19 protein-coding genes are annotated in these 23,565 nt (G+C 55.8%); 4 read left to right on the top strand and 15 right to left on the bottom strand.

All coding sequences use genetic code 11. The features are described 5' to 3' along the window. Window positions 1-33: 33 nt before the first annotated feature. From treY to Q3H59_RS24275, 5 genes are all read right to left on the bottom strand, one after another. Window positions 34-2,520 carry a malto-oligosyltrehalose synthase gene (gene treY / locus Q3H59_RS24295; RefSeq protein ID WP_309837778.1) on the bottom strand — a complete coding sequence of 829 codons (2,487 nt, stop codon included), beginning with the start codon at window positions 2,518-2,520 and terminating at the stop codon, window positions 34-36. Next, entirely contained in the window at window positions 2,517-4,301 is a 1,785-nt protein-coding gene (gene treZ, locus Q3H59_RS24290) for a malto-oligosyltrehalose trehalohydrolase (protein WP_309837776.1), read from the bottom strand. The genes treY and treZ overlap by 4 nt, the downstream gene beginning before the upstream one ends. Window positions 4,302-4,896: 595 nt before the next feature. Beyond that, complete coding sequence (gene proP, locus Q3H59_RS24285; RefSeq protein ID WP_101761326.1) at window positions 4,897-6,336, bottom strand: glycine betaine/L-proline transporter ProP; 1,440 nt, start codon at window positions 6,334-6,336, stop codon at window positions 4,897-4,899. Window positions 6,337-6,536: 200 nt separating this feature from the next. Further along, entirely contained in the window at window positions 6,537-7,427 is an 891-nt protein-coding gene (locus Q3H59_RS24280) for an oxidoreductase (protein ID WP_309837773.1), read from the bottom strand. Between the two features lie 60 nt (window positions 7,428-7,487). Continuing rightward, window positions 7,488-8,237: a DeoR/GlpR family DNA-binding transcription regulator gene (locus Q3H59_RS24275; RefSeq protein ID WP_309837924.1), complete on the bottom strand. Its 750-nt coding sequence runs from the start codon at window positions 8,235-8,237 to the stop codon at window positions 7,488-7,490. Window positions 8,238-8,366: 129 nt separating this feature from the next. On the opposite strand from Q3H59_RS24275, the gene Q3H59_RS24270 reads away from it, so the two are divergent. Beyond that, window positions 8,367-8,726 carry an NUDIX hydrolase gene (locus tag Q3H59_RS24270; RefSeq protein ID WP_101761329.1) on the top strand — a complete coding sequence of 120 codons (360 nt, stop codon included), beginning with the start codon at window positions 8,367-8,369 and terminating at the stop codon, window positions 8,724-8,726. Window positions 8,727-8,773: 47 nt separating this feature from the next. Here the strand turns inward: Q3H59_RS24270 and Q3H59_RS24265 are convergent, their stop codons facing one another. From Q3H59_RS24265 to Q3H59_RS24250, 4 genes are read right to left on the bottom strand one after another with little or no spacing between them, the layout of a single operon-like run. Further along, on the bottom strand, window positions 8,774-9,553 hold the full coding sequence (locus Q3H59_RS24265; protein WP_309837769.1) for an SDR family oxidoreductase: 780 nt from the start codon (window positions 9,551-9,553) through the stop codon (window positions 8,774-8,776). 10 nt (window positions 9,554-9,563) lie between these two features. Then, window positions 9,564-10,643: a M24 family metallopeptidase gene (locus Q3H59_RS24260; RefSeq protein WP_309837767.1), complete on the bottom strand. Its 1,080-nt coding sequence runs from the start codon at window positions 10,641-10,643 to the stop codon at window positions 9,564-9,566. Continuing rightward, window positions 10,636-12,279 carry a GMC family oxidoreductase N-terminal domain-containing protein gene (locus Q3H59_RS24255; protein WP_309837765.1) on the bottom strand — a complete coding sequence of 548 codons (1,644 nt, stop codon included), beginning with the start codon at window positions 12,277-12,279 and terminating at the stop codon, window positions 10,636-10,638. Before Q3H59_RS24255 ends, Q3H59_RS24260 begins: the two co-directional genes overlap by 8 nt. Window positions 12,280-12,289: 10 nt before the next feature. After that, on the bottom strand, window positions 12,290-13,609 hold the full coding sequence (locus Q3H59_RS24250; protein ID WP_192235114.1) for an MFS transporter: 1,320 nt from the start codon (window positions 13,607-13,609) through the stop codon (window positions 12,290-12,292). 152 nt (window positions 13,610-13,761) lie between these two features. Here Q3H59_RS24250 and Q3H59_RS24245 point away from each other — a divergent pair, with 152 nt between their 5' ends. Then, window positions 13,762-14,934, top strand: coding sequence for an ROK family protein (locus Q3H59_RS24245; RefSeq protein ID WP_309837762.1), 1,173 nt, complete (start codon window positions 13,762-13,764; stop codon window positions 14,932-14,934). Between the two features lie 39 nt (window positions 14,935-14,973). Here the strand turns inward: Q3H59_RS24245 and Q3H59_RS24240 are convergent, their stop codons facing one another. Then, window positions 14,974-15,720: an SDR family oxidoreductase gene (locus tag Q3H59_RS24240; protein ID WP_309837760.1), complete on the bottom strand. Its 747-nt coding sequence runs from the start codon at window positions 15,718-15,720 to the stop codon at window positions 14,974-14,976. Between the two features lie 147 nt (window positions 15,721-15,867). Between Q3H59_RS24240 and Q3H59_RS24235 the strand changes: the two genes are divergently transcribed. After that, the gene (locus tag Q3H59_RS24235) at window positions 15,868-16,773 is read left to right on the top strand and encodes a LysR family transcriptional regulator (protein ID WP_309837758.1); all 906 of its coding nucleotides are present in this window, start codon (window positions 15,868-15,870) and stop codon (window positions 16,771-16,773) included. A gap of 35 nt (window positions 16,774-16,808) precedes the next feature. Here the strand turns inward: Q3H59_RS24235 and Q3H59_RS24230 are convergent, their stop codons facing one another. From Q3H59_RS24230 to Q3H59_RS24215, 4 genes are all read right to left on the bottom strand, one after another. Beyond that, window positions 16,809-17,705 carry an SDR family oxidoreductase gene (locus Q3H59_RS24230; RefSeq protein ID WP_101761337.1) on the bottom strand — a complete coding sequence of 299 codons (897 nt, stop codon included), beginning with the start codon at window positions 17,703-17,705 and terminating at the stop codon, window positions 16,809-16,811. A gap of 249 nt (window positions 17,706-17,954) precedes the next feature. Continuing rightward, window positions 17,955-18,107 carry a general stress protein gene (locus tag Q3H59_RS24225; RefSeq protein WP_101761338.1) on the bottom strand — a complete coding sequence of 51 codons (153 nt, stop codon included), beginning with the start codon at window positions 18,105-18,107 and terminating at the stop codon, window positions 17,955-17,957. A gap of 116 nt (window positions 18,108-18,223) precedes the next feature. Then, on the bottom strand, window positions 18,224-19,333 hold the full coding sequence (locus Q3H59_RS24220) for an ABC transporter substrate-binding protein (protein WP_309837923.1): 1,110 nt from the start codon (window positions 19,331-19,333) through the stop codon (window positions 18,224-18,226). A 40-nt stretch (window positions 19,334-19,373) separates the two neighbouring features. After that, on the bottom strand, window positions 19,374-21,503 hold the full coding sequence (locus Q3H59_RS24215; RefSeq protein WP_309837754.1) for a TonB-dependent siderophore receptor: 2,130 nt from the start codon (window positions 21,501-21,503) through the stop codon (window positions 19,374-19,376). Between the two features lie 196 nt (window positions 21,504-21,699). Here Q3H59_RS24215 and Q3H59_RS24210 point away from each other — a divergent pair, with 196 nt between their 5' ends. Beyond that, window positions 21,700-22,587, top strand: coding sequence for a MurR/RpiR family transcriptional regulator (locus Q3H59_RS24210; protein ID WP_110867186.1), 888 nt, complete (start codon window positions 21,700-21,702; stop codon window positions 22,585-22,587). Window positions 22,588-22,589: 2 nt separating this feature from the next. Here Q3H59_RS24210 and Q3H59_RS24205 read toward each other — a convergent pair whose 3' ends face one another. Beyond that, on the bottom strand, window positions 22,590-23,507 hold the full coding sequence (locus tag Q3H59_RS24205) for a DMT family transporter (protein WP_309837751.1): 918 nt from the start codon (window positions 23,505-23,507) through the stop codon (window positions 22,590-22,592). Window positions 23,508-23,565: the final 58 nt, after the last annotated feature.

Genomic DNA, 23,565 nt, shown 5'->3' with positions numbered 1-23,565 from the left:
ATTATTCTCCACACAGATTAATCGGGTAATGCATCAGCTGCTCAGCAGCACTAACGGCGCACTTGAGGCCGCCTCATCCAGCGCGATGTAATCGCCAATCGTCACGGTTTCGCCACTCCATAAGTTGCGATAGTGACGATGGGCGAGTGACTCGGGCAGTACCACTTCGGTTTGCGTCCACTGCGCGTTGTCAAAACTCAGGCGCGGCAGAATGACCAGCAGCGCGTGGTTACTGTCCTGACGAGCAAAGGCGATGACTTTCTCCTGATGTTCACCGCTGACGTCCAGCGGCTGATAATCGCCCACGCGGAACAGCTGCGGATAATCGCGGCGCAGATGCAGAAGGCGTGCAATCACCTGTTGTTTCAGTTTGCCGCTCAGCCAGTTTTGCGCGTCGTTAAAGTCAGGCGAAGCGGACTCTTCAAGCTGCTGCTCCAGCAGCGCGAAGTCCGGCGTGCGGCGGTTGTCGGGATCGACCAGGCTGAAATCCAGCGCTTCGCTACCCTGATAGATATCCGGTACGCCCGGCGCGGTGAGTTTAATTACCGTTTGCGTCAGGCTATTGATTAATCCGGCCTGAATAAACGGTTGCAACGCGTGGCTGAAATCGCTGAGGAACAACTGATTGGCCGGTGAAAGCAGATGACGCGCGTAATCCAGCACCGCTTTTTCGTAGGCTTCGTTGCTCTCTGCCCAGTCGGTGCGCAGTTTGGCTTCGCGTAACGCTTTTTCGACAAAAGGAATAAAGCGCTCTTCGAGTTGGCTGGCATCCTGCGGCTGCAAGGTGGTCGGCCACACGCCGGCTAACGCCTGATACAGCATCCATTCCACTGCCGGTTCCGGCGCGGCGCCATCGTCCAGTTCCACTACCTGCGCCTGATTAATCTGCCGCCAGCGCGCTACGTGTTCCGCCCACAGCGCGGGGGCTTCGCTTAGCGTATACAGCCGCGCACGCGCATCTTCACCACGCTTGGTGTCGTGGGTTGAGGTGGATGAGATGCCATCGGGCTGCTGTTGCAGCCGCGTTTGCATCTCACTGTGGAAATGCGCCAGCGAGAAGGCGTGCGGCAGCGGTTCTGCGCCCACTTCATTGATGGCTAACGCGACGTGATTGCGGAAGAACAGCGTGTCTTCCACCGATTTCGCCATCAGCGGTCCGGTCAGCTGCTGGAAGCGCATGCGGAATTCGTGCGCGTCTTTTTCGCTCTCTTCAGAAACCGCGCCCAGCAGCATCGCCTGCAGCAAACTCAACACCGTTGGCGACGCGCTGTTTTTCACCGTTTCCAGCACCTGTTGCAGCAGCTCTTCGCCCTCAAGCGGCATGCCGTCCTGCTGGCCGTAGGTGCGATACACCGGGAAGGCGATGAGGATTTCGCGCAGTGCGACGTGCAGTTCCGCTTCGCCAAGGTTGCGATGTTCGGAACCGGCAATCTGCGTCGCCAGCTTAAGCAGACGCGCAAACTCACCGGCGAAATTGCGGTCAACCATCAATTCACGCGCCACGCGCAGTCCGCCTTCAACGTCGTTGCGTTGTCCGGTGGTGGCTTCATAGGCGAGATGCAGCGTGTCGATCTGCGAATCATCCACCAGCGCGTGCGACAGCGCGGCAATAAATTCGTAGCCGGTGGTGCCGGAAATCGGCCAATCCTCAGGGATCTTTTCTCCTTCGGCGAGGATCTTTTCCACCGTGATATAGCAATCCGGGCCGGTGGCCTGGCGCAGCTGACGCAAATAGCCTTGTGGATCGGCAAGGCCATCAACGTGATCGACGCGCAGGCCGCTGACCGCACCGGAGCGCACCAGTTCGAGAATCAGCCGGTGGGAATCGGCAAACACCGCTTCATCTTCAACGCGCACGCCGACCAGACCGGTGATCTCAAAGAAGCGGCGATAAGAGAGCTCGCTGCGTGCATCGCGCCAGCTGATCAAACGCCACGGCTGCTGCTCATGCAGTGCAGCAATCGCTTTGGCTTCAGTCATCGCCAGCACCTCGTCGGCGCGATCCTGCCAGCTGGCGGGCGTCAGCGGGTAAAAGCTGTCGTAGTACGCCAGCGCGGGATGGCCAGTTTGCGGATGCGCTTTAATGCTCAGCTCACCGTTTTCCAGCACGTTCTCGAAGCTGTCGCCGAGAAACGGCAGCGTCAGGCGGCGCGTCCAGTCGATATCAAAATGATTGGCATAGCGGCTGCTCTCGCCATACTCGATCACATCACGCCACCAGGCATTCTCCAGCGAGGCCGCCATGTGGTTCGGTACGATGTCGAGAATCAAGCCAATCTCCGCGTCATGCAACGCCTCAACCAGACGATTAAAGCCGTCGCGGCCGCCAATCGCCGGTTCGATCTCATTGGCATCGATGACGTCGTAACCGTGGGTGGATTCGGCGGTGGCGCTAAATATCGGCGACGCGTAAAGATGGCTGATGCCAAGGCGTTGCAGATAGGGCACCAGCGCCGCGGCGCGATCAAACGTCATGCCGTTGCGAAACTGAATGCGATACGTCGCGGTTGGAATACTCATTTTGTTGCTCCCTGATCCAAACGCACCACGATGGCGTGTTGTGATAATGCTTCAGTTTCTTGCGGCCAGGCGAAAATCGTGCGACCTGGCGTGGCGGGTAAAGGTTGCGTCTGCTTGCCGATATTCAGCGCCAGCGACAGTTCGCCCTGTGGGAAATGCCAGCTGACGGCCACAAAGCCTTCAGCGGTGGCGAGCACCTTGCCGCTGTTGCCGCCCGCATCGGCCAGCAGCGGCACGATATATTGCTGACGCAGCGCCAGCAGCTCGCGCGTGAGCGCCAGCCAGCTCTGGCCTTCAGGCGTTTGTAACTTATCCCAGTCAAGTTTTGAGCGGGTAAAGGTCTGCTCGGCGTTAGGATCCGGCACCTCTTCGTCATGCCCGGCGTGCCCGGTGAACTCCTTCGCGCGTCCTTCACGCACCGCTTTGGCCAGATCGCCGTGGAAATCGGTGAAGAACCGGAAGGGATTCGTTTCGCCATACTCTTCGCCCATAAATAGCAGCGGAATATGCGGCGACAGCAGCAGCGTCGCCAGCAGCACTTTGGTGCGATCGCTGCCCGCCAGGCTGATCAAACGATCGCCCTGCGCGCGGTTACCCACCTGATCATGGTTCTGGATGAAATCAACAAACGCCACCGGCGGCTGGCTGGCGCTCGGCACGCCGCGCCGCTGCCCACTCTGCGGTGAAAGTTCGCCCTGATAAGCAAAGCCTTCAGTCAGCACGCGCGCCACCAGCTTCTCCGGCACGTCGGCGAAATCTTCGTAATAGGCATGAGTTTCACCGGTTGCAAACACGTGCACCGCGTTGTGGAAATCATCGTTCCACTCACCGGTAAACAGCGGCGCGTTGCCCTGTTTGTCGCGCGGATGCAGGAAGATAACGTTGCGGCAATCTTCGGTGGTGAGATGAATAGGGCGCTCGGGAATTTCCTGACGGATGCGTTCGGCAATCTCAATCAGCGCATGCTTACTGGAGCTGTCTTCAATCTGGTCAATGGCATCAAAACGCAGGCCATCAAGATTAAATTCCTGCAGCCAGTAGAGCGGTGCTTCGACAATGTAGCGCCGCACAGCATCGACATCATATGCAATGCCCGCGCCCCATGGCGTCATGCGTTCCTGGTGGAAAAACGCTGGTGCCAGCAGCGGCAGGTAGTTGCCTTCCGGACCAAAGTGGTTGAGCACGATATCCAGCACCACCGACAAACCGTGCGCGTGCGCGGCATCGATAAAGGCTTTGAAATCATCCGGCGATCCGTAAGCCGCATGCGGAGCGTAGAGCAGCACGCCGTCGTAGCCCCAACCGCGATTGCCACCAAACTGCGACACCGGCAGCACTTCCAGCTGCGTGATGCCTAATTCGGCCAGCCACGGCAATTTAGCTATCGCCGCCTGGAAAGTGCCTTCGGGGGTGAAGGTACCGATGTGCATTTCATACACCACCGTTTCATGCCACGGTCGACCTTGCCATTCGGTGTGCTGCCAGCGATAGCTTTGCGGATCGACCACCAGTGAAGGGCCGTTAACATCAGCCTTTTGCGCACGCGCGGCGGGATCCGGCACCACCGTGCCATCGTCCAGCACAAAGTTATACTCTGCACCGGGCGCCACGCCGCTGACTTGCAGCTCAAACCAACCGTCGCCTGCGTCGAGCATGGCGGTGTCGTTATCGGCAAGTCTTAAGGTGATGTGCTGCTGCCCTGGTGCCCAAACACGAAAACGGACGCTGTCATCAGCAAGAATTTCAGCGCCCCAGGATTTTTCAAATGATCTGAATTCCATTCAATTGCCTCGTTTAGCCCACGCAGGGGCAATGGACGACATCAAGCGATTCGCTACTGGCTGAAAACGATAAATAATTTGGGATGAAAGTTAGGTCGGACAACAAATCATAGTCGATATTTTGGCGTTTTCTGGCGCGCGCGAGAGGATTTCAGGTGGGTTTGAGAAATTATCGAATTAGCGGGGGATTTTTACGCTTCGGTTAGATGAGGTCGCCATGAATGGCGTACTGCTGCTCAGTTAAGCGCCGAGCGACTTTCGTTCGCCCTATGCTGAGGCAGTTGCAGTATCTTCGTGCGGCGACCGAGCAGAGGACGCCTGGCCGCGCCCTCTGCACTCCCGGGCCTTGCGCCAGCCCAACCCGCCGCTGCGCGGTGCCTTCACTCATTCACGATTCCTGACGGACCGGCGGCGATTCGCTCCTGCTCAGCGCCACCTCTCGCCGCATCCCTGCGGCTCGCCCTGGAATCCCTCATTCGTTCAGCGGATTGGGATGTCGCCTCAACATCCGCGCTGCAGCAGTCGTGCGTATTCTTAACTCAAAATCGCTTTACAATCCCGCAGGACTGCGGCCTTTGTTAATGCCGACTCGAACCTAAGCCGGTTTATGCTTAACCTTACGTTTACGCAATTTATCGATCAAACGATGCGCTTCCGCTTCTGTTGCCACCGCAGGCGATGAACCTTTCAGCGGTTTGCGTGCCGTTTCACTCAAGGTTAAAACCGTCAGCAAACCAATAATCCCGGCACCGATCATGTAATACGCCGGCATCAGATTATTGTGCGTGGTATCCACCAGCCATGCGGTAATCAGCGGCGTGGTGCCACCAAATAGCGAAACCGATAAGTTAAAACCAATTGCCAGCGCGCTATAACGAATATCGGTGACAAATAGCGCCGGTAACGTTGCCGGCATGGTGCCGCTGAAACAAGTATGCAATAAGCCCAGAATCGCCAGTCCGGCAAATACCAAAAGCATATTGCCGGAACCAATCAACATGTAGCTCGGAATCGCCAGCACGATTAAGCCCAACGCGCCTAAACCAATCACCGGACGGCGACCAATGCGGTCGGTGAGATATCCCCACATTAACGTCAGCGGCATCATGATAAACATAATCACCATCACCAACATCAGGCCGGATAATTCACTCATTCCCAGCACGCCGGTTAAATAGCTCGGCATATAGGCGGTCAGCATATAATTGGAGACGTTGAACAACAGCACCAGACCAATACATTTCAGCAGCGGTTTACGCTGATCGCGCAGCATCTGCCACACGCTCAGGCGCGGCTTGTTGTGCTCCATCTCTTCGCGCTTATCCATGTGATCTTTAAACGCGGGCGTCTCTTCCAGCTTTAAGCGGATATACAAACCGAACAGACCCAACGGCGCGGCGAGGAAGAACGGCACACGCCAGCCCCAATCCATCATGGTTTGATGCGGTAAGAAAGCGATCATTGCTGTCACCAGGCTGGCGCCCAGCAGATAGCCACCCAGCGTACCGAACTCAAGGAAGCTACCCATAAAGCCGCGACGTTTGTCGGTGGAGTATTCCGCGATAAAGGTCGCGGCACCGCCATATTCACCACCGGTGGAGAACCCTTGCAGCAAGCGCGCCAGCAGCAGAAGAATCGGCGCAGCGATACCAATGCTGGCATAGCTCGGAATCAGACCGATACAGAACGTACCGATCGACATCATGATCATGGTTAACGCCAATACCTTCTGACGTCCAATGCGGTCGCCGAGTGGACCAAACACCATGCCGCCAATCGGGCGCACTAAAAACGCCGCGGCGAAAGTACCGAACGAAGCGATCAGCTGCGCGGCAGCGCTGGCATCGGCGAAGAAGACCTGGCCAATGATCACGGCGAGATAGCTGTAAACGCCGAAGTCAAACCACTCCATCGCATTACCCAATGCGGCGGCACCGACCGCGCGTTTCAGCAATTTGTTGTCGATAACGGTGATGTCATCAACGGTCAAGCCACTGGCTGTGGCTGAGTGTGTTGTATCCGTTCCTGTGCTCATAAATTCCCCAGTTGAGAAAATGGCGCGATCTTATAGCTTTCGCAGCCGTAATTTCATAAATGGAAAAGAAAGCTATAAGAGGCAGAAGAAGCGCAAACCCTAGTAAAGATTTTAACATCTCGCAAGTTGGCAGGATAAAACACGGGTAGATGGGACGGTTGAGGGAGGTCGCCATGGATGGCGACCGTGAATGTAGATGATCAGCCTGGCCCCTCACTACCGGCCGCCAGCAGCGGCACAATCACATCGCTGATTGGCGTGGGAATACCGCGCGCCCGACCATAACGCTGCACGACGCCGTTGCGGATATCCCACTCCAGCGGACGGTCGGCCTGGCGGTCGGCAAGGATCGAGGTGCCTAAATCAGTCGGTGCGCGGTGGAAGCGTTCTACAATCTCCTGTGGCACCTCATCGTTTAACGCGGCACCTTCCGCGCGCGCTACCGTCAGGCACTCCTGCAAATAGGCCAGCGCCAGCGCGCTGATGTCTTCGCGCTGGAACATACCCGCACGACGATTCGACAGCACCATCAAACCGGCAACCGCGTTTTGCAGCAGTTTGCGCCAGGCAATGGTCAGGAAATCGGCGGAGAGATCGACCGCGCAGCGCGTATCGCGCAGTGCCGCAACCACCAACTCAGCGTGCGGCGTTTCCGGCAGCGTCAGGCGCGGCTTTTCGCGCAGCCACACCGAGGCGTCCGGTTCGCGCTGGGCCGGGAACCACACCACCGACGGCAGCACAGTCGCGCCATTGACATAGGGCGCGAGTTGGCTTTTCTGCTCCACGCCATTCTGCAGCGCGCACACCACGGTATTTTCATTACACAGCGCCGCCAGCCATGGCGCGGTATCCTCAACCTGGGTGGTTTTCACCGCCACAAACACCAGATCGAACGGTTGCGCGATCTCGGCGGGATTGGTGAGCACCGGGCCGGGAACAATAATTTTGCCGCTGTCGTGACGCAACTCCAGCTGCGGATGTGCGGTACGCCCGCAAATCGTGGGCGTGCGTCCAGATTCATGCAGCGCCGCTGCGATGGTGGTGCCAATCGCGCCCGGTCCAATAAGGGCGATGGTAGGATTCTCAGACATCTTATTAAGCTCCTGATTATCTAGTGGCAGAACGTTTCTTCAGCAGCGAAGAATAGCCGTTTACAGCACAGTTATGTGCTTTTTCCGCAGCAGTTGGCACATTTCGTCATCGGGTTGAGCATCAACGATCAAGGTGCTGGCCAGTGATAATTCGCCGATGGCAAACGCCGAAGCGGAATTCAGCTTCTCATTCGACACCATCACCACCGTTTCCGCCGCGCGTGCGGAAAGCGCACGTTTCACCCCGGCCTCTTCGTAGTTGCCAGTGGTTAATCCCGCCGTTTTGTGCACGCCGGTCACGCCCATGAAGAACAGATCGGCATTAATCCGCGCAATGCCTTCCAGCACCGCCGCACCCACCGCCACCACCGAATGGCGATAGAGCAGGCCGCCAATCATGATCACGTCAACCTGCGGATAATCCACCAGCGCCACGGCGATGCTTGGGCTGTGCGTCACCATGGTAAATGCCAGATCCGGCGGCAGCAATTTCACCATCTCGGCGGTGGTAGTGCCGCCATCGATAATCACTACCTGGCCTGGCTGGATTAGCTGGACCGCTTTCTGCGCGATAAGGCGTTTAGAGCTAATCTGCACGCTTTTGCGTGTTTCAAACGGTGCGATAGCGGCAGAAACCGGTAGCGCACCGCCGTGTACACGTTGCAGTAATCCTTCGGCGGCTAGCTCACGTAGATCGCGGCGAATTGAGTCTTCCGACACCGCAAAGCGCTGGCTAAGCTCGCTCGACATCACCTGTTTTTCTTCGCTCAGAATGGCGAGGATGTGCTGTTTACGTTGGCTGGAGAGCATTATTTTCTCATTCATGTTTTTGCTTGTATCTGCACGATTATGCATGTTAGCGTAGATTTTGTCACCTATCGCCGGGCAAATCGTGCAAAAAAACGCTTGCCCACACCATCGAATTTTTGGAGAAACGCAATGTTGATTCTTATAGCAGGGCCCGTACGCAGCGGCACCAACGGCAATCAAGTGTTAATTCATGAAAACATTAAGAAATTAGACCAGATTGCCCTGCAGGTCTACCAGCGCGGACATACGCCGGTGATTGGTGAGTGGCTGGCGTTGCCGCTGGCGAGCGCCGCCGGTTCGCAGACAATTGGCGATGAAATCAGTGAATCTTTTCTCTATCCGGTGGCGCATCGTTTGATTCACTGTTGCGATGCTATTTTACGCATTCCGGGCGCGTCGCAGGGGGCTGATAACGATGTGCGGATTGGCAAGGAGCGGGGGATGGCGATCTTTACCCAACTGGATGAGATTCCGGTGATTGAGGGTTAGATTAAGCGTGGTCGCCATGAATGGCGACCTGATAAAAATATCATTTATTACTCGTGATAAATCTGGCTGCGTCCGCCATCAACCAGGATATCGGTGGCATTGATGAAGCGCGCTTCGTCCGAGGCGAGAAACAGCGCGGTATATGCCACTTCCTGCGGTTCACCAATACGTTTGCACGGTAGCAAAGCGGCCTGCCGTTCACGCTCGGCTTGCGGATCGGGACAGCTTGCCAGCCAGGCTTCAGCGGCGGGCGTCATAATCAAACCCGGAGAAATGCTGTTAATGCGAATGCCCTGGCTGGCGTACTCCACGCCCAGCGAACGCGTCAGGCCAATCAAACCGTGCTTGGCGACCGGATAGGGAAACGCGCCGGGAATGATTTTGTGCCCGTGTACCGACGCGACGTTAACGATATTGCCGTACTGGCGCGCCAGCATGCCCGGCAGCACGCTGCGGATCAGGTTGTAGGGTCCTTTCAGATTGACCTCCATACAGCGCTGCCAGTCGTCATCTTCCAGTGCCAGCGGATCGCGAAACACATTCACGCCCGCGCAGTTGATCAGAATATCAATCGGGCCCAGCGCTTGCTGCGCTTCGCTCACCGCCCGCTGCACCTCCTCGGGTTGCGTGACATCTGCGCTGTAGGCAATACAGTGTTGGCCACTTTGCTGCTGCAACTCTGTCGCCAGCGCTTCGGTGGTTTCACAGTCAAGATCGAACAGCGCCACGCGAGCACCTTGTTGCGCAAACAGTGTAGCGATTGCGCTGCCTATGCCGCTGCCAGCACCGGTGATAATCGCGGTTTTATTAGCTAATCGTGATGACATAATCGCCTCCTTATGAAGATGCCGGTAATGCCAGCCAGTCTGGGAAGTACAACGTGCGCTCGCCGTGCTGCACAGTAATCATTGGCCATTCGCCACTGCGCGTTAAGGCTTCGCAGCCCTCAGCGGTAAGTAAAAAGGTATCTTCGCTTTTTACGCCGCTGAGCGTGGGATTCCACGCCACGGCAATATCAGAGTGAATATCGCCGCGCGTATCTGGCGTTAGGATCACGTCGCGGCAACCATAACCCGCCGGGCCGCCCTGATGATGATCGCGCCACGCATCGCCATGTCCGTGCCGCTGATAGGCATCTTTAATTGCCTGAAATAGCGTTGACCAGCTTTGGCCCGGCTGCGTTGCACAGAGAATATCGGCGTGGATCTGGCACAACGTGTTGAGGCGCTGGCGTAATGCGGGTCCAGGTTGGCCGATATGCACTAACCGCGTCAGGCTCACGTGCAGCCCGTGGCGCTCGGCACCGAGCGTGATCAGCATGTGTTGTTGCAGCTTTTTCTGCGTGGGCACCGGGTGTTTGAACGCGCTAATACGCTCATCAGCCGCCACTAAGGTGCACATCGGACGAATACCGCGTGCCAGACAGGCTGCGACAAGCTCGGCCTCCACCTGCCATTCCGTCACGCCTGCTTGTAACTGACGCGCCACGCCTTCGACAATCTGCGCGGCTTCACGCCCCAACGCTTTAAATCGCTGCTGCTCGTTGCTGTTCAGGCCCTGTCGCAGTGCGACCATCGCTTGTTGAATATCAGACATGCCGTTTTGCGGCGTATCGCTGCCGAATTTGCCCTCAGGCAACAGGGTATTTAACGATTGAAACCACGGGTAACTCAGCGTTTCACAGGCAAACGGCAGCGATTCTTCGGCGAGGATACGCGGCATCTCATTTTCAGGGGCGAGCAGTAGAACCTTGTCCTGCGTGATGAGCAAGCTGGCCACGCCGACTTCGGCGCGTTCCACTACGTAAAAACTGGCACCTTCGGTCAGCCAGGCGATGTTATCGCGCCGGGTAAGCAGCACACCATCGAGTTGCCAGGAGGCAAGTACGCGCTGCAGGCGGGATAATTTTTCACTCATAAGCGTGCTCCTTTTTCTCGCTCTGCTGCCTCTGCAACATCAGTTCAGCGGCGCGATGGGCCACTGCCATCACAATGGCATTGGTGTTGCCGCTGATAATGTTGGGCATCATTGAGGCATCGACCACGCGCAGGCGGTTAACGCCGCGCACGCGCAGGTCGTCGTGTAACACCGCCAGCGGATCGTTATCGTGGCCCATGCGGCAAGTGCCGACCGGGTGATAGCCGGTTTTCACCATGCGTTTGCAGTGTTCGACGATAGTTTCATCTGAAGTAATCTCTGCACCGGGGAAGATCTCTTGCTGCACCATCGCGCCGATGGGCGTCGCGGTGATGACCTTACGCGCAAAACGGAAACCGGCGATGGTGCGCGCCAAATCGTCGGGATGACCAAAGATTTGCGTATCGATAATCGGCAAGCTGCTGGCGCTGCTATCGCGCAGCGTGACCTCGCCGGTCGCTTTGGGGCGCAGCAGCAGCGAATTGACGGTAACGCCATGGCCGGGATCGGCGCCCATCACGTCGCGGTCGAGATACACCGTGGGCACGCAAAACATCTGAATCGTTGGCGTGGCCCTGAAATCGAGCGGATCAAAGAAGGCGCAGGTTTCCACGCCGGTGGTGGTGACCGGACCGGTTTTGAACAACATATATTGCAAGCCGGCTTTGACCATCGGCCAGCCACGATCCTGACCATAATAGCCAAACGCACCGTTGGTGCTGGCCACCACCGGCACTTCATAGTGATCCTGCAAATTCTTGCCGACACCCGGCAAATGCTGACGCAGCGTGATGCCATGCTGTTTTAGCTGGGCTTGTGGACCGATGCCGGAGAGCATCAGCAGCTTCGGCGTTTGATAGGCACCGGCAGCCAGAATCACCTCTTTACGCGCGCAGGCACGTTGCGGATGGCCATCCTGTGCGTAGCGAACGCCGCTGGCATTTGCGCCCTCGAACAGAATCTCCTCTACCTGCGCGCCGGTGACGATGGTCAAGCGCGCGTCATGGCGCAGCGGCGTAATAAAGGCATCCACCACGCTGCAGCGCTGGCGCGTCTGACCGTTAATGGTGTGCTGCATAAAGCCCACGCCAAATGGATTGCCGGTATTGAAATCCGGCGTGTAAGGAATGCCCAATCCCTGCAGGGTTTTTACATAGGCGCGGCTCAGTGGGCTGAAGTGGCCGAGATGCGACACTTTCATTGGCCCGCCGACGCCGTGATAGGGCGCACCGAGATGATCGTTATCTTCGATGGCGGTAAAGTGCGGCAGCAGCGCATCCCACGACCAGTCGATGCCCTGATTGCCGAGCGCGCTGTTCCAGTCGGCATAATCCTGGCGATGGCCGCGCATATACACCATCGCATTGACCGTCGAACCGCCGCCTAACACTTTCGCCTGCGGCACAATCACGCCGCGTCCGTTGAGCTGTGGCTGCGGCTCGGTCTGGTGCATGGTGAGGAATTTGTCGCTGGCGAGAAACTTCATGTAACCTGCGGGCATCTTTAGCACCGGGTGATACTCATCGCGCCCGGCTTCCAGCAGCAGCACGCGCGCGTTGCCTTCCGTGACTAACCTGGCGGCGACAATACAACCGGCGCTGCCGCCGCCCACCACAATGTAATCAAACACTTTCATGGTTCTCTCTTTACTCTGAAGCGACAGAATCTAAACGGCGCAGGCGCTGCGCCTCGGGATTATGCTGCTCGCCGGGATCCAGTGGGCTGAGCAGGAAGCACCAGGAAACCAGGGCGCTGATCAAGTACAAAGCGGCGTAACCCCACACCACGCCCGAGGTGCCAAACAGTGCGTTGAAGGCGCCATAGAGCGCGGGGCCAAAGAAAGTGGAAAGACCGGCAGCAAAGCAGTAAATCGCCATCGCGTTACCTTTATCTTTTGGCTGGCACAGGGAAGAGAACAGCGCAGCAGCGGGAACATAGCCGCACAAAGTGATGCCATATAAACACGCGCAGATGACGCTGAGGACAAAGCTGCCGTGGCTCCATTGCGGCACAAAATACATCAGCAACATTGAGATGCCGGAGCCGAGTCCACCAAATACTGTCAGCACTTTGCGCCAGCCGATGCGATCGCTGAGCTTGCCGACAATGGGATTAAAACTCATGCCGACTAAACCCATGATGGTGATCAGGCTGAGGTATTCGGTTTGCGTAAATCCGATCTGCTCGGTGAAAAAGCCCGGCAAGAAAATAAAGAAGCCGAAGTAAGGCGTGGTGTTGATGATACGAACCACGGCAGCCGCGGCGATGCGCGGTTCACGCCACAAAATATCGATGCCGCCCATCAGCGTACGCGCAACGCTCTGCTGACGGTGTTGCTCATCGAGCAACGACTGATAGCCGCTGCGTTCTTTAAGCGCGATCACCATGACCAGCAACCCCAACGCGACCAGCCCAAGCGACAGCCAGAAAGTCGCGTATTCACCAATTAACTGTATTGAGAAAATCGCCACCAGCGATCCCAGCGTGGGCAAGCCGCCGGTAAACGCCAGCCAGAACCAACCGGTTGCTGAACCGCGCATATCGGCGGGTGCGGCGGCCTGAATCCACACCAGAAATGCATAGGCAAACATGGGGTAGGCAACGCCGCGCAAACCGTACGTTAACGCCAGCAAGGCCACGCTATGGGAAGGCAAGGCGATGGCGAGGAACAGTACTTCAAACACAATCCAGATCACACCGCCTGCCAGCATCACTTTGCGCGGGCCAATGAGTGTGGAGAGCGAACCGGCCAGCCACGAACCGAGCGTAACGGTGACGCCGTAGAAGGCGATCACCGCCGCCGCGATATTGAGTGAGAAACCATTTTCATGCAGGTAAGGCGCGAGATAGTTCGACTCCACGCCATCGCCAATCATAAACAGCAATACAGCGACGTAGCCCCAGGCCAGCGCGGGTGGAATGCCGAGGCGTATCAGCCACGGATGGTTTGCAGGTGATGTTGTCATGTTCAATGTCTCTTGAGAGGTGAGGATATTTTTTTGTTATTGGGATGAGCACGAACTTTAAGGCAACGGTAGTGAAGAGGATGGCGAGACCATCACAAAAGACAGTAAACTCTGTTTAGTAAACGGGGCGGATGGGGTGTAATGGAGACAAAATGAAGCCGGTTGGTTTGAACAATTTGCAGGTGCGAAAACATAATAAGGCGCTGTTTATGTCGCTGATGTGGCGGCATAAGCAACTCAGTAAATCTCAATTGGCACACCTCAGCGGCTTAACCATTCCAGCCACCAGCAAAATTTTGCAGGCGCTGCTGGATGAAGGAAAACTGCAACACTCTGAGGCGCTGATGAGCGCTCGCGGTAAGAGCAATGGCAGTTTTCAGCTGCCATCCAACGGAGCCTGGACGCTGTGTTTATGCGTCAAGCCGAGCAGCATTGAACGGCAACTGGCCGATGCGCAGCTGGTAGCGCAGGGAGAATTTGAGCAAGTCGCTATCAAAGCGGAAACGCCGGAAACATTGCTCAGTGAGATTGAGGCGGTGTGGCGGAAGACCTGCAAACAGTGGCCGAAGCGACGCATTAATCTGGCGCTGGCAGTGCATGGTCAGGTCGATCCGGTCACCGGTGTGTCACAGCATATGCCGCAAGCCGCGTGGAAAACGCCGTTGCAGTTAAAATTTCTGCTGGAGGAGAAGCTCGGCGTGGAAGTGCGTGTGGATAACGACTGCGTGATGCTGGCGCTGGCTGAGAAGTGGTTAAATCGCAATGCGCTCAGCGAATTCTGCGTCATCAATGTGGATTACGGCATCGGCTCATCATTTGTGATCAACGGTGAGATTTTTCGCGGCAATTTGTACGGCAGCGGCCAAATCGGCCACACCATCATTGAGCCGAACGGTCAGCGCTGCAGTTGCGGCCGTCAGGGTTGTCTGGAAACGGTGGCCTCACTCAGCACCTTAAAACAGGCGGCTCATCAGCGCGATCCCGAAGCGCCGCAGCCCAGCAGCACGCAGTTATTGCAAGCGTGGCAAGCGGGCGAACCCTGGATTGTAGCGTGGGCACAGCGCGCCGCCGAAGCGATTGGTATGAGCTTATATAATTTTCTCAACACGCTGAATATTAATCAGATTTGGTTATATGGTCGCAGCTGTACCTTTGGTGAAAGTTGGTTGCAGACCATTGTGCGGCAGATCGATTTCAATCCGTTCGATCCGCGTGATGCGTTGAAAAGCAAAGGCACCAATGTGCATTTTGGTCAGTTGGATCGGGCGCGGCAGGTGCTGGGGATTGGTTATTTGTATGTGGAGGCCGAACCGAGTGCGGCTTGAGAGCGTGGTCGCCATAAATGGCGACCTACAAAATAGCTTTCAGACCTGCGCCATACCGCCATCGACGAACAGCTCAGCGGCGTTAATAAAGCTGGACTCATCGGACGCTAAAAACGCCACCACTTTGCCAATTTCGTCAGGTTCGCCAAGACGACCTAACGGCACCTGCGCCGCCAGCGCATCAAACAATCCTTGCTGCTGATCTTCCGGCACCAAACCACCCAAACCTGGCGTGCGCACCGGGCCGGGACTCACAACGTTAACGCGAATACCGCGATCTTTCACATCCAGCGCCCATGAGCGGGCAAAGTTGCGCACCGCGGCTTTACTGGCGCTGTATACGCTGAATCCGGCAGTACCCTGAACCGATGTGGTGGACGAGGTGAGGATCACCGAGGCATTGTCACTCAGTAGTGGCAACGCCTTCTGCACGGTAAACAGCACGCCGCGCACGTTGGTGCCAAAGATACGGTCAAAATGCTCTTCGGTGATGGCGCCAAGCGGCAGCATGTCGCCGCCACCGGCGTTGGCGAACAGGATATCGAGGCGGCCCGCTTGTTTGGCGATTTCTGCGTAAACGTTGTCGAGGTCGCTTAGCACCGCAGCATCAGCGCGAATACCGCTGGCGCTGGCACCGATGCTGGCGACTGCCGCATCAAGCTCCGCCTGACGACGACCGGTGATAAACACGCGTGCGCCTTGTGTCGCCAACTCCTGCGCGGATGCCAGACCAATGCCAGTTGTGCCGCCGGTTACCAATGCGATTTTGCCGTTGAGTGCGTTCATGTTTGCTTCTCCAATGGGTGATGAGGTTTTGATGACTGCGTTGCAGTGCATGAGAAGCAATCTATCTTCACGGCGTTTGCTGATAAATGGTGTAAAATCGAAATGACTATTTCTATGTGTGGATAATTAAAGGCGGCGGAAAACAGCATGGATCAGTTAATGGCGATAAAGGCCTTTGCGCGCGTCGTCGAAGCGGGCAACTTTACGCGAGCGGCAGATTCTCTTGATATGCCGAATGCCACGCTGAGCAAACTGGTGCAGGAACTGGAAGCGCATCTCGACGTTCGCTTGCTGCAACGCACCACGCGGCGCGTCACGGTGACGCCAGAAGGGCGCGATTACTATGAAAAAGCGCTGCGCATCGTGCGCGATTTGGAAGATATCGATCACTCGTTTAATGCGGAAAGCGCCAAACCTGGCGGCTATCTGCGTATTGATATTGGCGGCTCAACCGCGCGCGATGTGTTGATTCCGGCGCTGCCCGATTTCATTGCCCGCTATCCGGACATTCGTATCGATCTTGGCGTTGCGGATCGCGCGGTGGATTTGATCAGCGGTAACGTCGATTGCGTGATACGCGGCGGTCCGCTTAGCGATTCGTCGCTGGTGGCGCGTCATTTGGGGGATGCGGAGATGATTACCTGCGCCGCGCCGGGCTATCTGAAAACCTATGGCGTACCGGCTTATCCGCAGGAGCTGAAAAATGGGCATCGCATGGTGAGCTATTTGTCACCGCAGAGCGGCAGGGCGTTTCCGTTTCGTTTTACCCAGGGCGAAGAGCGGCTTGAGATTAAGAGTGAGCATCGGATTGGCGTCAATGAAAGTAACGCGCATTTGGCGGCAGCGGTTGCGGGTTTAGGGATTATTCAGACCTTCCGCTATGCAGCGGCAGCAGATTTACAGGCAGGGAAATTGGTTGAGATTCTGGCGGCGTGGCGTCAGGGGAATTATCCTTTTCATGTGGTTTATCCGCAGAATCGTCATCTTACGCAGCGATTACGGGTGTTTATCGGATGGCTGAGGGACGTGTTTCCTGAACGATTGAACGGGTAGAGCGGGATCGCCACGAATGGCGACCCCAAAGATGATTACAGCGTGCCGGTGCCGCCATCAGAGCACCACACCTGGCCGGAGGTGAAGCTGTTTTTCACATCGGCAAACGTGACGTACAGCGGGGCGATTTCAGCCGGTTGTCCCGGACGACCCAGCGGTGCGGATTCACCGAACTTCTCCACTTTCTCTTGCGGTTGTCCGCCGCTCACCTGGAGCGCGGTCCAGTACGGGCCAGGCGCAACCGCGTTGACGCGAATCTGCTTTTCACCCAGCTGTTTCGCAAGCGCTTTGGTAAACGCGACAATCGACGCTTTGGTCTGCGCATAATCCAGCAGGATCGCGCTTGGCTGATACGCCTGCACCGACGAGGTGTTGATGATGGACGATCCAGCTGGCAGATATTTCAGCGCCGCTTTGGTGATCCAGAACATCGCATAGACGTTGGTCTTAAAGGTGGCGTCAAAATCTTCAGTAGAGAGTGTCAGGATGGATTCATTAAACTGCTGACGTCCGGCGTTATTCACCAGAATATCCAATCCGCCTAGCTGCTCAGCAGCCTGATCCACCAGCTTCTGACAGAACTCTTCCGAACGAATATCACCCGGAATCGCCACCGCTTTGCGGCCTTCAGCTTCAATCAGTTTTACCACTTCTGCCGCATCAGCCTCTTCTTCCGGCAGGAAGTTGATGGCGACATCAGCGCCTTCGCGGGCATAAGCAATTGCCACGGCGCGGCCAATACCGGAATCACCGCCGGTGATGAGCGCTTTACGACCGGTCAATTTACCGGTACCACGATAGCTGGTTTCACCATGATCGGGACGGGGATCCATTTTGCTCGCCAAACCCGGCATCGGTTGCGTCTGCTTTTTAAATGGCGGAACCGGATACGTTTCAGTAATAAGGGTTTTATTTGTGGTTTGCGATGTCATATATATCTCCTTGTCGCATGGGGTGAATAAACTAAGCCTGGCATAAATGTGATGTTTGTCACGTTAGAAAGTGAGCAATCAGATTTATTAAGACGAAACGGTAAACGAAAGAGGTTTAGAAAGTGGCAGCAGTAACGTGAGGTAATTAACAATATTTATCGAGGTGCGACTGCAGAAGGGGATAATGCTTAGGGCGTCCGTGCCCTGGCGGATTTCCAAGGTGCTATGTGCTATTTAAAACATGGTTGGCTACTTCTTGCCGCCTTTCTTACCTGCTTCTGATGCTTTAGCGGGGTCATCTTTGAAACTACCACCGCTTTTTTCTCCGCCTTTTTTACCGGCTTCTGATGCTTTCTTTTTATCGTCAGCAAAATTACCGGAACCGCCTCTATGCTCAGCCATAAAACATCCTCTCGTGAGTTGTTGTTGCATGGCGGAAATAAGGGCTTCAACGCCATGCCCGTGCTGCAATTTAAGATTAGCGAGGTTCGGATTAATCACAAGCGGAGCGGAAGTGATTATTTATTGCTCGCTGGCGGGATGTTAATAAAATAAGTGCCGCTATAGGGAATGGGTAAGAAATCACGAAAAATCTGCTGCAGGGTCTTTTCGGGTTCCAGGTCCGCAAACAGCTGTGGATAGAGTGTTTTAGCCATAAATTCTGTCGCCGCAATGTGCCACGGACTGAGGTAGAAATTCATCCAGATCACCGCCGAGTGACCATTTTTCAATGCCGATAATTCGCGTAAACCGTTTTGCTGCGCGGTGAGCTGTTTGAAACTAGTCAGCACGGTTTCGGGTGCCACGTCTGGCCCTAATTTCAGTAAGCCCTGCGAGGCGTTATCGCCAAAGCCGGTAGCAAAATAGTACTGCGGCTGAGCGGCAATCACGCTCTCTTCACTCAGGCGACCAAACACGCCGTGCTGGGTTTTGTTGGCGATATTGTCGCCGCCCGCCGCGTTGAGTAATTCGCCGAGGCTGCCGTTGATCGCCGTCACGCAACATTCGTTACGGCGTCCAAGATGCAGTTGCAGCAGCACCGACGGTTTCGCGCCCTGATAGCTGGCTAAGCGATCATAAATTACCTGCATATGCTGCTGGTAGAAACGATTAAACGCTTCTGCCCGCGCCTGCTGATTCAGCACTTCGCCAAATATCTCCACGCTACGGCGGGTGTTTTTCAGCAGATGCACGCGCAGATCGATCTTCACCACCGGAATGTGCGCCGCTTTCAGCATGGTGACAAGGCGCAGGTCGGCATCATCGTAGCGTGCCAGACTCGGCAAAATCACCACGTCCGGTTTCAGCGCCAGAATCTGCTCGGGATTGATGGCGTTCGGCCCGCCAGCACCCAGCGACGGGATTTTCAGCATCTGGGGAAAGTGACGGGCAAAACTGTTCCAGGTTTGGCTGTCGTACTTCTTCAGATCCTGCGGCCACGCCACAATGTGCTGAAACGGATCGCCAGGCTCCAGTAACGCCAGCGTATACAGCATGCGGCTTTCACCCAGCACGATACGCTGCGGACGATCGGGGATCTCAACGCGATTGCCGTCGATATCGGTGATGGTTTTTGCTGAGGCCACGCTGCTGAGCACCAGCAGAAAACAGGCCAGCACCACCAACATCGGGCCGGACAAGCCTGGCGCACGTCGTACAAATATCGAATCAGAATTCAACGCTGGCCTCGAGCATCAGGTTGCGGGTTTCTCCTTCACGCACGCGCAGATTGCCGCCGCTGGAGGGGTAATAATGTTTGTTGAACAGGTTATTCAGATTGAGCTTCAGCTGGGTTTTCTCGCCAAACAACTGGTTGTTCCAGGCGACAAAGCTGTCCGCTACCACATAATCGGGCAGGGTAAAGCTGTTTTCCGGATCGCCGGCGCGCGTTCCCACATAGCGCGCACCGCCGCCTACGCGGAAATCGCCCGGAATGCCGGAGATCGCCAGATTATGGCTCAGATAGAGCGCGCCTGCGTGGCGCGGCGCATTCTGCAGGCGATTGCCGTTATTAGCCGCGTTAACACCGTCATCCACGATCTCGGCTTTGTCGTAGCTGTAGTTGGCGCTGAGATCCCAGCCCGGCAGCACTTCGCCATTTAACTCAAATTCCGCGCCGCTGGAGCGCGCTTTATTGATGGCGCGCGTGGTGCCGTTAATGCTTAGTGACATATCGCGCTCGTTGATGCGATACAGCGCGACGCTGGCAAACAGCTTCGGTGAAATCTGCCACTTGCTGCCGACTTCCCATGTGGTGCCCTGTTCCGGTTTACCGACGTTGCCATCATCATCAACATCGGTCGATGGAGTGAAGGATTTACTCACGCTGGTGTAGAGCGAAACGTCCGGCGTCACTTTGTAGATCAAACCGGCCTGCGGCAGGAATTTGTTGCCTTCGCTGTCCAGCGTTTGCACCACCGGATCAAAACCTTTCGAGGCGCGTTGCTCGTAATGCTGATAGCGTCCGCCCAGCACTGCAATCCAGTTTTCCGTCAGGCTGATGCTGTCTTTGGCATAGATTGAACGGCTGTGCGTGCGGTTGAGGTTATTGGCGTTGGCGCTGTTTTCGGTGCTGCTGTTGGTAACAGGCGACAGAATATCGTACTGCGGATCGGTGAAGTTGAAACCGGTGTTGGCTTTGCCCTGATACTGATGCGCGCGATAGGTTTGGATCATCTCGTAATCGGTGCCCAGCACCAGATCGTGCGTCATCCCAAACACTTGCGGTGAGCCGATCACGTCCCACGAAACATATTTGGTTTTATGGTTAAAACCGCGATTGGCATCGGCACGACGCGTCACCACGCCAGTGTTAGCATTGACCGCCGTGACGCGCACTTCATTATTATCGTATTGACGCTGGTTCCAGCCGAGCGTAACGCGCGTGCTCCAGTCATCATTAAACTGCCAGTCATAATGGGCGTTGAGGGTTTTGTTGTGACCCCATGCATGGTTGGCTTTGTCATCCAGACGATCTTTGTAGTCCATATCCAGCGGCTTACCGTTGATGAATGCGGTGCCACGATCGTAAGGAATGTCGTACTGATAATCTGAATAGCTAATCAGGAAGCTGGCTTGCTCACCAAACCACTGCAGCGAGGGCGCGATCAGCGTGTGCTTTTCGCTGCCGAAATTGCGCCAGTAATCTTGGTTCTGTTTCTCCGCAATCAGGCGGAAGGCGAAGCCATTGCCAAGCGGTCCGGTGACATCCACCGTGCCCGCGCCACCGCCTTCACTGGAGGTTCGGCCGCTGACTTTGCTATGCCACTCATACTGCGGCTTTTTGCTTATCACATTGATTACGCCACCCGGATTCTGGATGCCGTACAGCAGCGATGCGGAGCCTTTCAACACTTCAACGCGCTCGGTGGTGGCATCAAAGTTCAAACCCTGGCTGCTGCGCACGCCATCGCGATAAATCGAACCATCCGAGTTGCTGCCAAAGCCGCGACGCACGAAGCCATCTTCGGTGCCAGCCAGCGTGTTGCCTTCTGTAACGCCGCTGACAAAACGCATCGCATCGGCAAGGCTCGACGCCTGATAATCCTCCAGCTGCTGCTGCGTTACCACGCTGACCGACTGTGCCTGGTTAATGCGCGGCGTGGAAGTTTTACTGCCAATCGCGCTATTAGTGACGTTGTAACCTTGTGCATTATCTTCCTGCGCCGAAACCGTGAGCGTGTTGCTCTCCTCTGCGGCAAAACTGCTGGTGGAACCCCAAATGCTGACGCCGTAAATCGCAGCCAGAATGGCGGGATGGCGTTGAGATTTAAAAGCCGACGGCTTGTTGTTATTCATTCTTTATTAACCTGGTGCAATGCAATTGAGAATCATTCAACCATGTTGTAATGTAGTAGTAAATGGAAATGATTACGAAGCTGTTACATTTTTATTATTATAAATTCATTGGCTTACATCTTAATTCTAAGTAGTAAGTGGGTAATTCACTACAAACCTTCAGTAAAACTCTCACATTTTAAAGAGCAATCAGCAGATGAGTCGAAATAGCATTAAAAGTCGTGTGGATGTGCTGGGTGAACGCTATCGGTTGCGCGCACCGACATTATCATCCGGTCTGCAAGCGGTGGCGCGGTACATCCACGACCATCGCGAGGTGGTGTTAGATGCCACGGCGCTGGAAATTGCCAGGGCCACTAACACCTCGGATGCGACGGTGGTACGCGCGGTGCAGGCATTAGGTTTTGCCGGTTTGCGCGATTTAAAAACCACGTTAAACGCCTGGTTTGGACCGGCGATGAACTCTGAAGAGAAGATGAGCGCCACCGTCAGCGAACTGTCGTGCGATATCAATTCCGGCATCGATTTTGTGTTGAGCGGCCATAAACATGCCTGCGATGCGCTGTCCGAACCGCACAATCGTGAAGCCGTCGCCAAAGCGGTAACGCACTTGATTGACGCGCGTCAGGTGGCGCTATTTGGCATTAATGCCTCCGGGATTTTGGCGGATTACAGCGCGCGTCTGTTCACGCGCATTGGTATTCCGGCGGTAACGCTCAATCGCTCTGGGATTGCGCTGGCGGAACAGCTGATTGGGCTGCAACGCGGTGATGTGCTGATTATGATGGCGCAGAAGTCGGCGCACCGTGAAGGCATGACCGCGCTGAAAGAGGCGAAGCGTCTCGGCATGCCGGTGATTTTGCTCACTAATGCGCTTGATTCGGCTTTCGCTAAACAGGCGGATGTCATTATTAACGTGCCGCGCGGTGGCGAGAATGGTCGCATGCCGCTGCACGGAACGGTGTTGGTGTGTCTGGAGATGTTGATATTGTCGGTGGCTTCCGCGACCTCATCGCGTACGGTAAAAACCATGAAGCGTATTCAGGATCTCAATCGATCGCTGAAGCCATCCGGCAAAAAGTAACGCTATTTGCTGGCGCTGCTGTTTACAGCGGCGCGTTTGCCAAAGCCGTTGCTGGTCACCAGCCACACCGCGCAAACAATCAGCAGCGAACCGCCGATAAAACCCTGATTGATCTGCTCGCCCAACACTAACCAGCCCCATAAGATCCCAAACGGCGGAATCATAAAAGTGACGGTCAGCGTGCGCAGCGGGCCAATATCGGCCAGCAGGCGGAAATAAATAATGTAGGCCAGCGCGGTACAGATAAACCCAATCGCCAAAATAGAAGCCCACACTTCCGGGATTTGCCAGCTGCTGGCGGGCGTTTGCGGTGCACTAAAGGCAAAGACCGGCAGTAAAAACAGCGATGCACCCAATTGGCTGCCAAAAGCCACTTTGGTGGCATCCAGTCCGCCGCGTGCACCAATCCAGCGCTTGGTCAGGAAACCGGCAAATCCATAACAGGCGGTGGCGACCAGGCAAGCCAAAATCCCCCCGATTAAAGTGCTGCTCAGATGCGCTTCGCCGGTGGTGCTGATGATAATGATGCCGCTGAAGCCGGCTATCATGCCGAGAACTTTGGTGATCGTCAGTTTTTCATCGAAAAACGCCGCACCAATGATTACGCCCATCAACGGTGTGGTGGCGTTAAGAATCGCGGAATAGCCCGCCGGTAGCACGCGCGCCGCCAGACAATACATCAGGAACGGAATCGCTGAGTTGATAACGCCCAGCAGCATCGCCCAACCTAATTTGCCCTCAAAGCGGCGTGGAATGCGCATCACCGCCATAATGATCAATAAACCCAACATGCCGCAAAACACGCGTAAAAACGCGGTGTTCACCGCGCCCAGCGCCGGTACCGCAATGCGCATAAACAGAAAACTGGCACCCCAAATCCCCGCTAAAAGCAGCAGCCGCAACAAATCCGATGTTCGCATAAGTTTCACAATTGTTAAGAAGGAGTCGCGCACAGAATAGCAAATAACCCGCTCCGTC

Origin of the sequence: Pantoea sp. SORGH_AS_0659 (assembly GCF_031453915.1) — a bacterium.
GTDB lineage: Bacteria > Pseudomonadota > Gammaproteobacteria > Enterobacterales > Enterobacteriaceae > Pantoea > Pantoea leporis.
This window is presented reverse-complemented; position numbering and strand designations above follow the sequence as displayed.

Excerpts from the sequence above, each read along its gene's own strand:
- Q3H59_RS24230 (WP_101761337.1), bottom strand. The coding sequence starts at position 17,705 with ATGACATCGCAAACCACAAATAAAACCCTTATTACTGAAACGTATCCG.
- Q3H59_RS24205 (WP_309837751.1), bottom strand. The coding sequence starts at position 23,507 with ATGCGAACATCGGATTTGTTGCGGCTGCTGCTTTTAGCGGGGATTTGG.
- Q3H59_RS24235 (WP_309837758.1), top strand. The coding sequence starts at position 15,868 with ATGGATCAGTTAATGGCGATAAAGGCCTTTGCGCGCGTCGTCGAAGCG.
- treZ (WP_309837776.1), bottom strand. The coding sequence starts at position 4,301 with ATGGAATTCAGATCATTTGAAAAATCCTGGGGCGCTGAAATTCTTGCT.
- Q3H59_RS24255 (WP_309837765.1), bottom strand. The coding sequence starts at position 12,279 with ATGAAAGTGTTTGATTACATTGTGGTGGGCGGCGGCAGCGCCGGTTGT.
- Q3H59_RS24250 (WP_192235114.1), bottom strand. The coding sequence starts at position 13,609 with ATGACAACATCACCTGCAAACCATCCGTGGCTGATACGCCTCGGCATT.
- Q3H59_RS24240 (WP_309837760.1), bottom strand. The coding sequence starts at position 15,720 with ATGAACGCACTCAACGGCAAAATCGCATTGGTAACCGGCGGCACAACT.
- Q3H59_RS24220 (WP_309837923.1), bottom strand. The coding sequence starts at position 19,333 with ATGTTGGTGGTGCTGGCCTGTTTTCTGCTGGTGCTCAGCAGCGTGGCC.
- Q3H59_RS24215 (WP_309837754.1), bottom strand. The coding sequence starts at position 21,503 with ATGAATAACAACAAGCCGTCGGCTTTTAAATCTCAACGCCATCCCGCC.
- proP (WP_101761326.1), bottom strand. The coding sequence starts at position 6,336 with ATGAGCACAGGAACGGATACAACACACTCAGCCACAGCCAGTGGCTTG.
- Q3H59_RS24245 (WP_309837762.1), top strand. The coding sequence starts at position 13,762 with ATGAAGCCGGTTGGTTTGAACAATTTGCAGGTGCGAAAACATAATAAG.
- Q3H59_RS24280 (WP_309837773.1), bottom strand. The coding sequence starts at position 7,427 with ATGTCTGAGAATCCTACCATCGCCCTTATTGGACCGGGCGCGATTGGC.
- Q3H59_RS24275 (WP_309837924.1), bottom strand. The coding sequence starts at position 8,237 with ATGCTCTCCAGCCAACGTAAACAGCACATCCTCGCCATTCTGAGCGAA.
- Q3H59_RS24270 (WP_101761329.1), top strand. The coding sequence starts at position 8,367 with ATGTTGATTCTTATAGCAGGGCCCGTACGCAGCGGCACCAACGGCAAT.
- Q3H59_RS24210 (WP_110867186.1), top strand. The coding sequence starts at position 21,700 with ATGAGTCGAAATAGCATTAAAAGTCGTGTGGATGTGCTGGGTGAACGC.
- treY (WP_309837778.1), bottom strand. The coding sequence starts at position 2,520 with ATGAGTATTCCAACCGCGACGTATCGCATTCAGTTTCGCAACGGCATG.
- Q3H59_RS24225 (WP_101761338.1), bottom strand. The coding sequence starts at position 18,107 with ATGGCTGAGCATAGAGGCGGTTCCGGTAATTTTGCTGACGATAAAAAG.
- Q3H59_RS24265 (WP_309837769.1), bottom strand. The coding sequence starts at position 9,553 with ATGTCATCACGATTAGCTAATAAAACCGCGATTATCACCGGTGCTGGC.
- Q3H59_RS24260 (WP_309837767.1), bottom strand. The coding sequence starts at position 10,643 with ATGAGTGAAAAATTATCCCGCCTGCAGCGCGTACTTGCCTCCTGGCAA.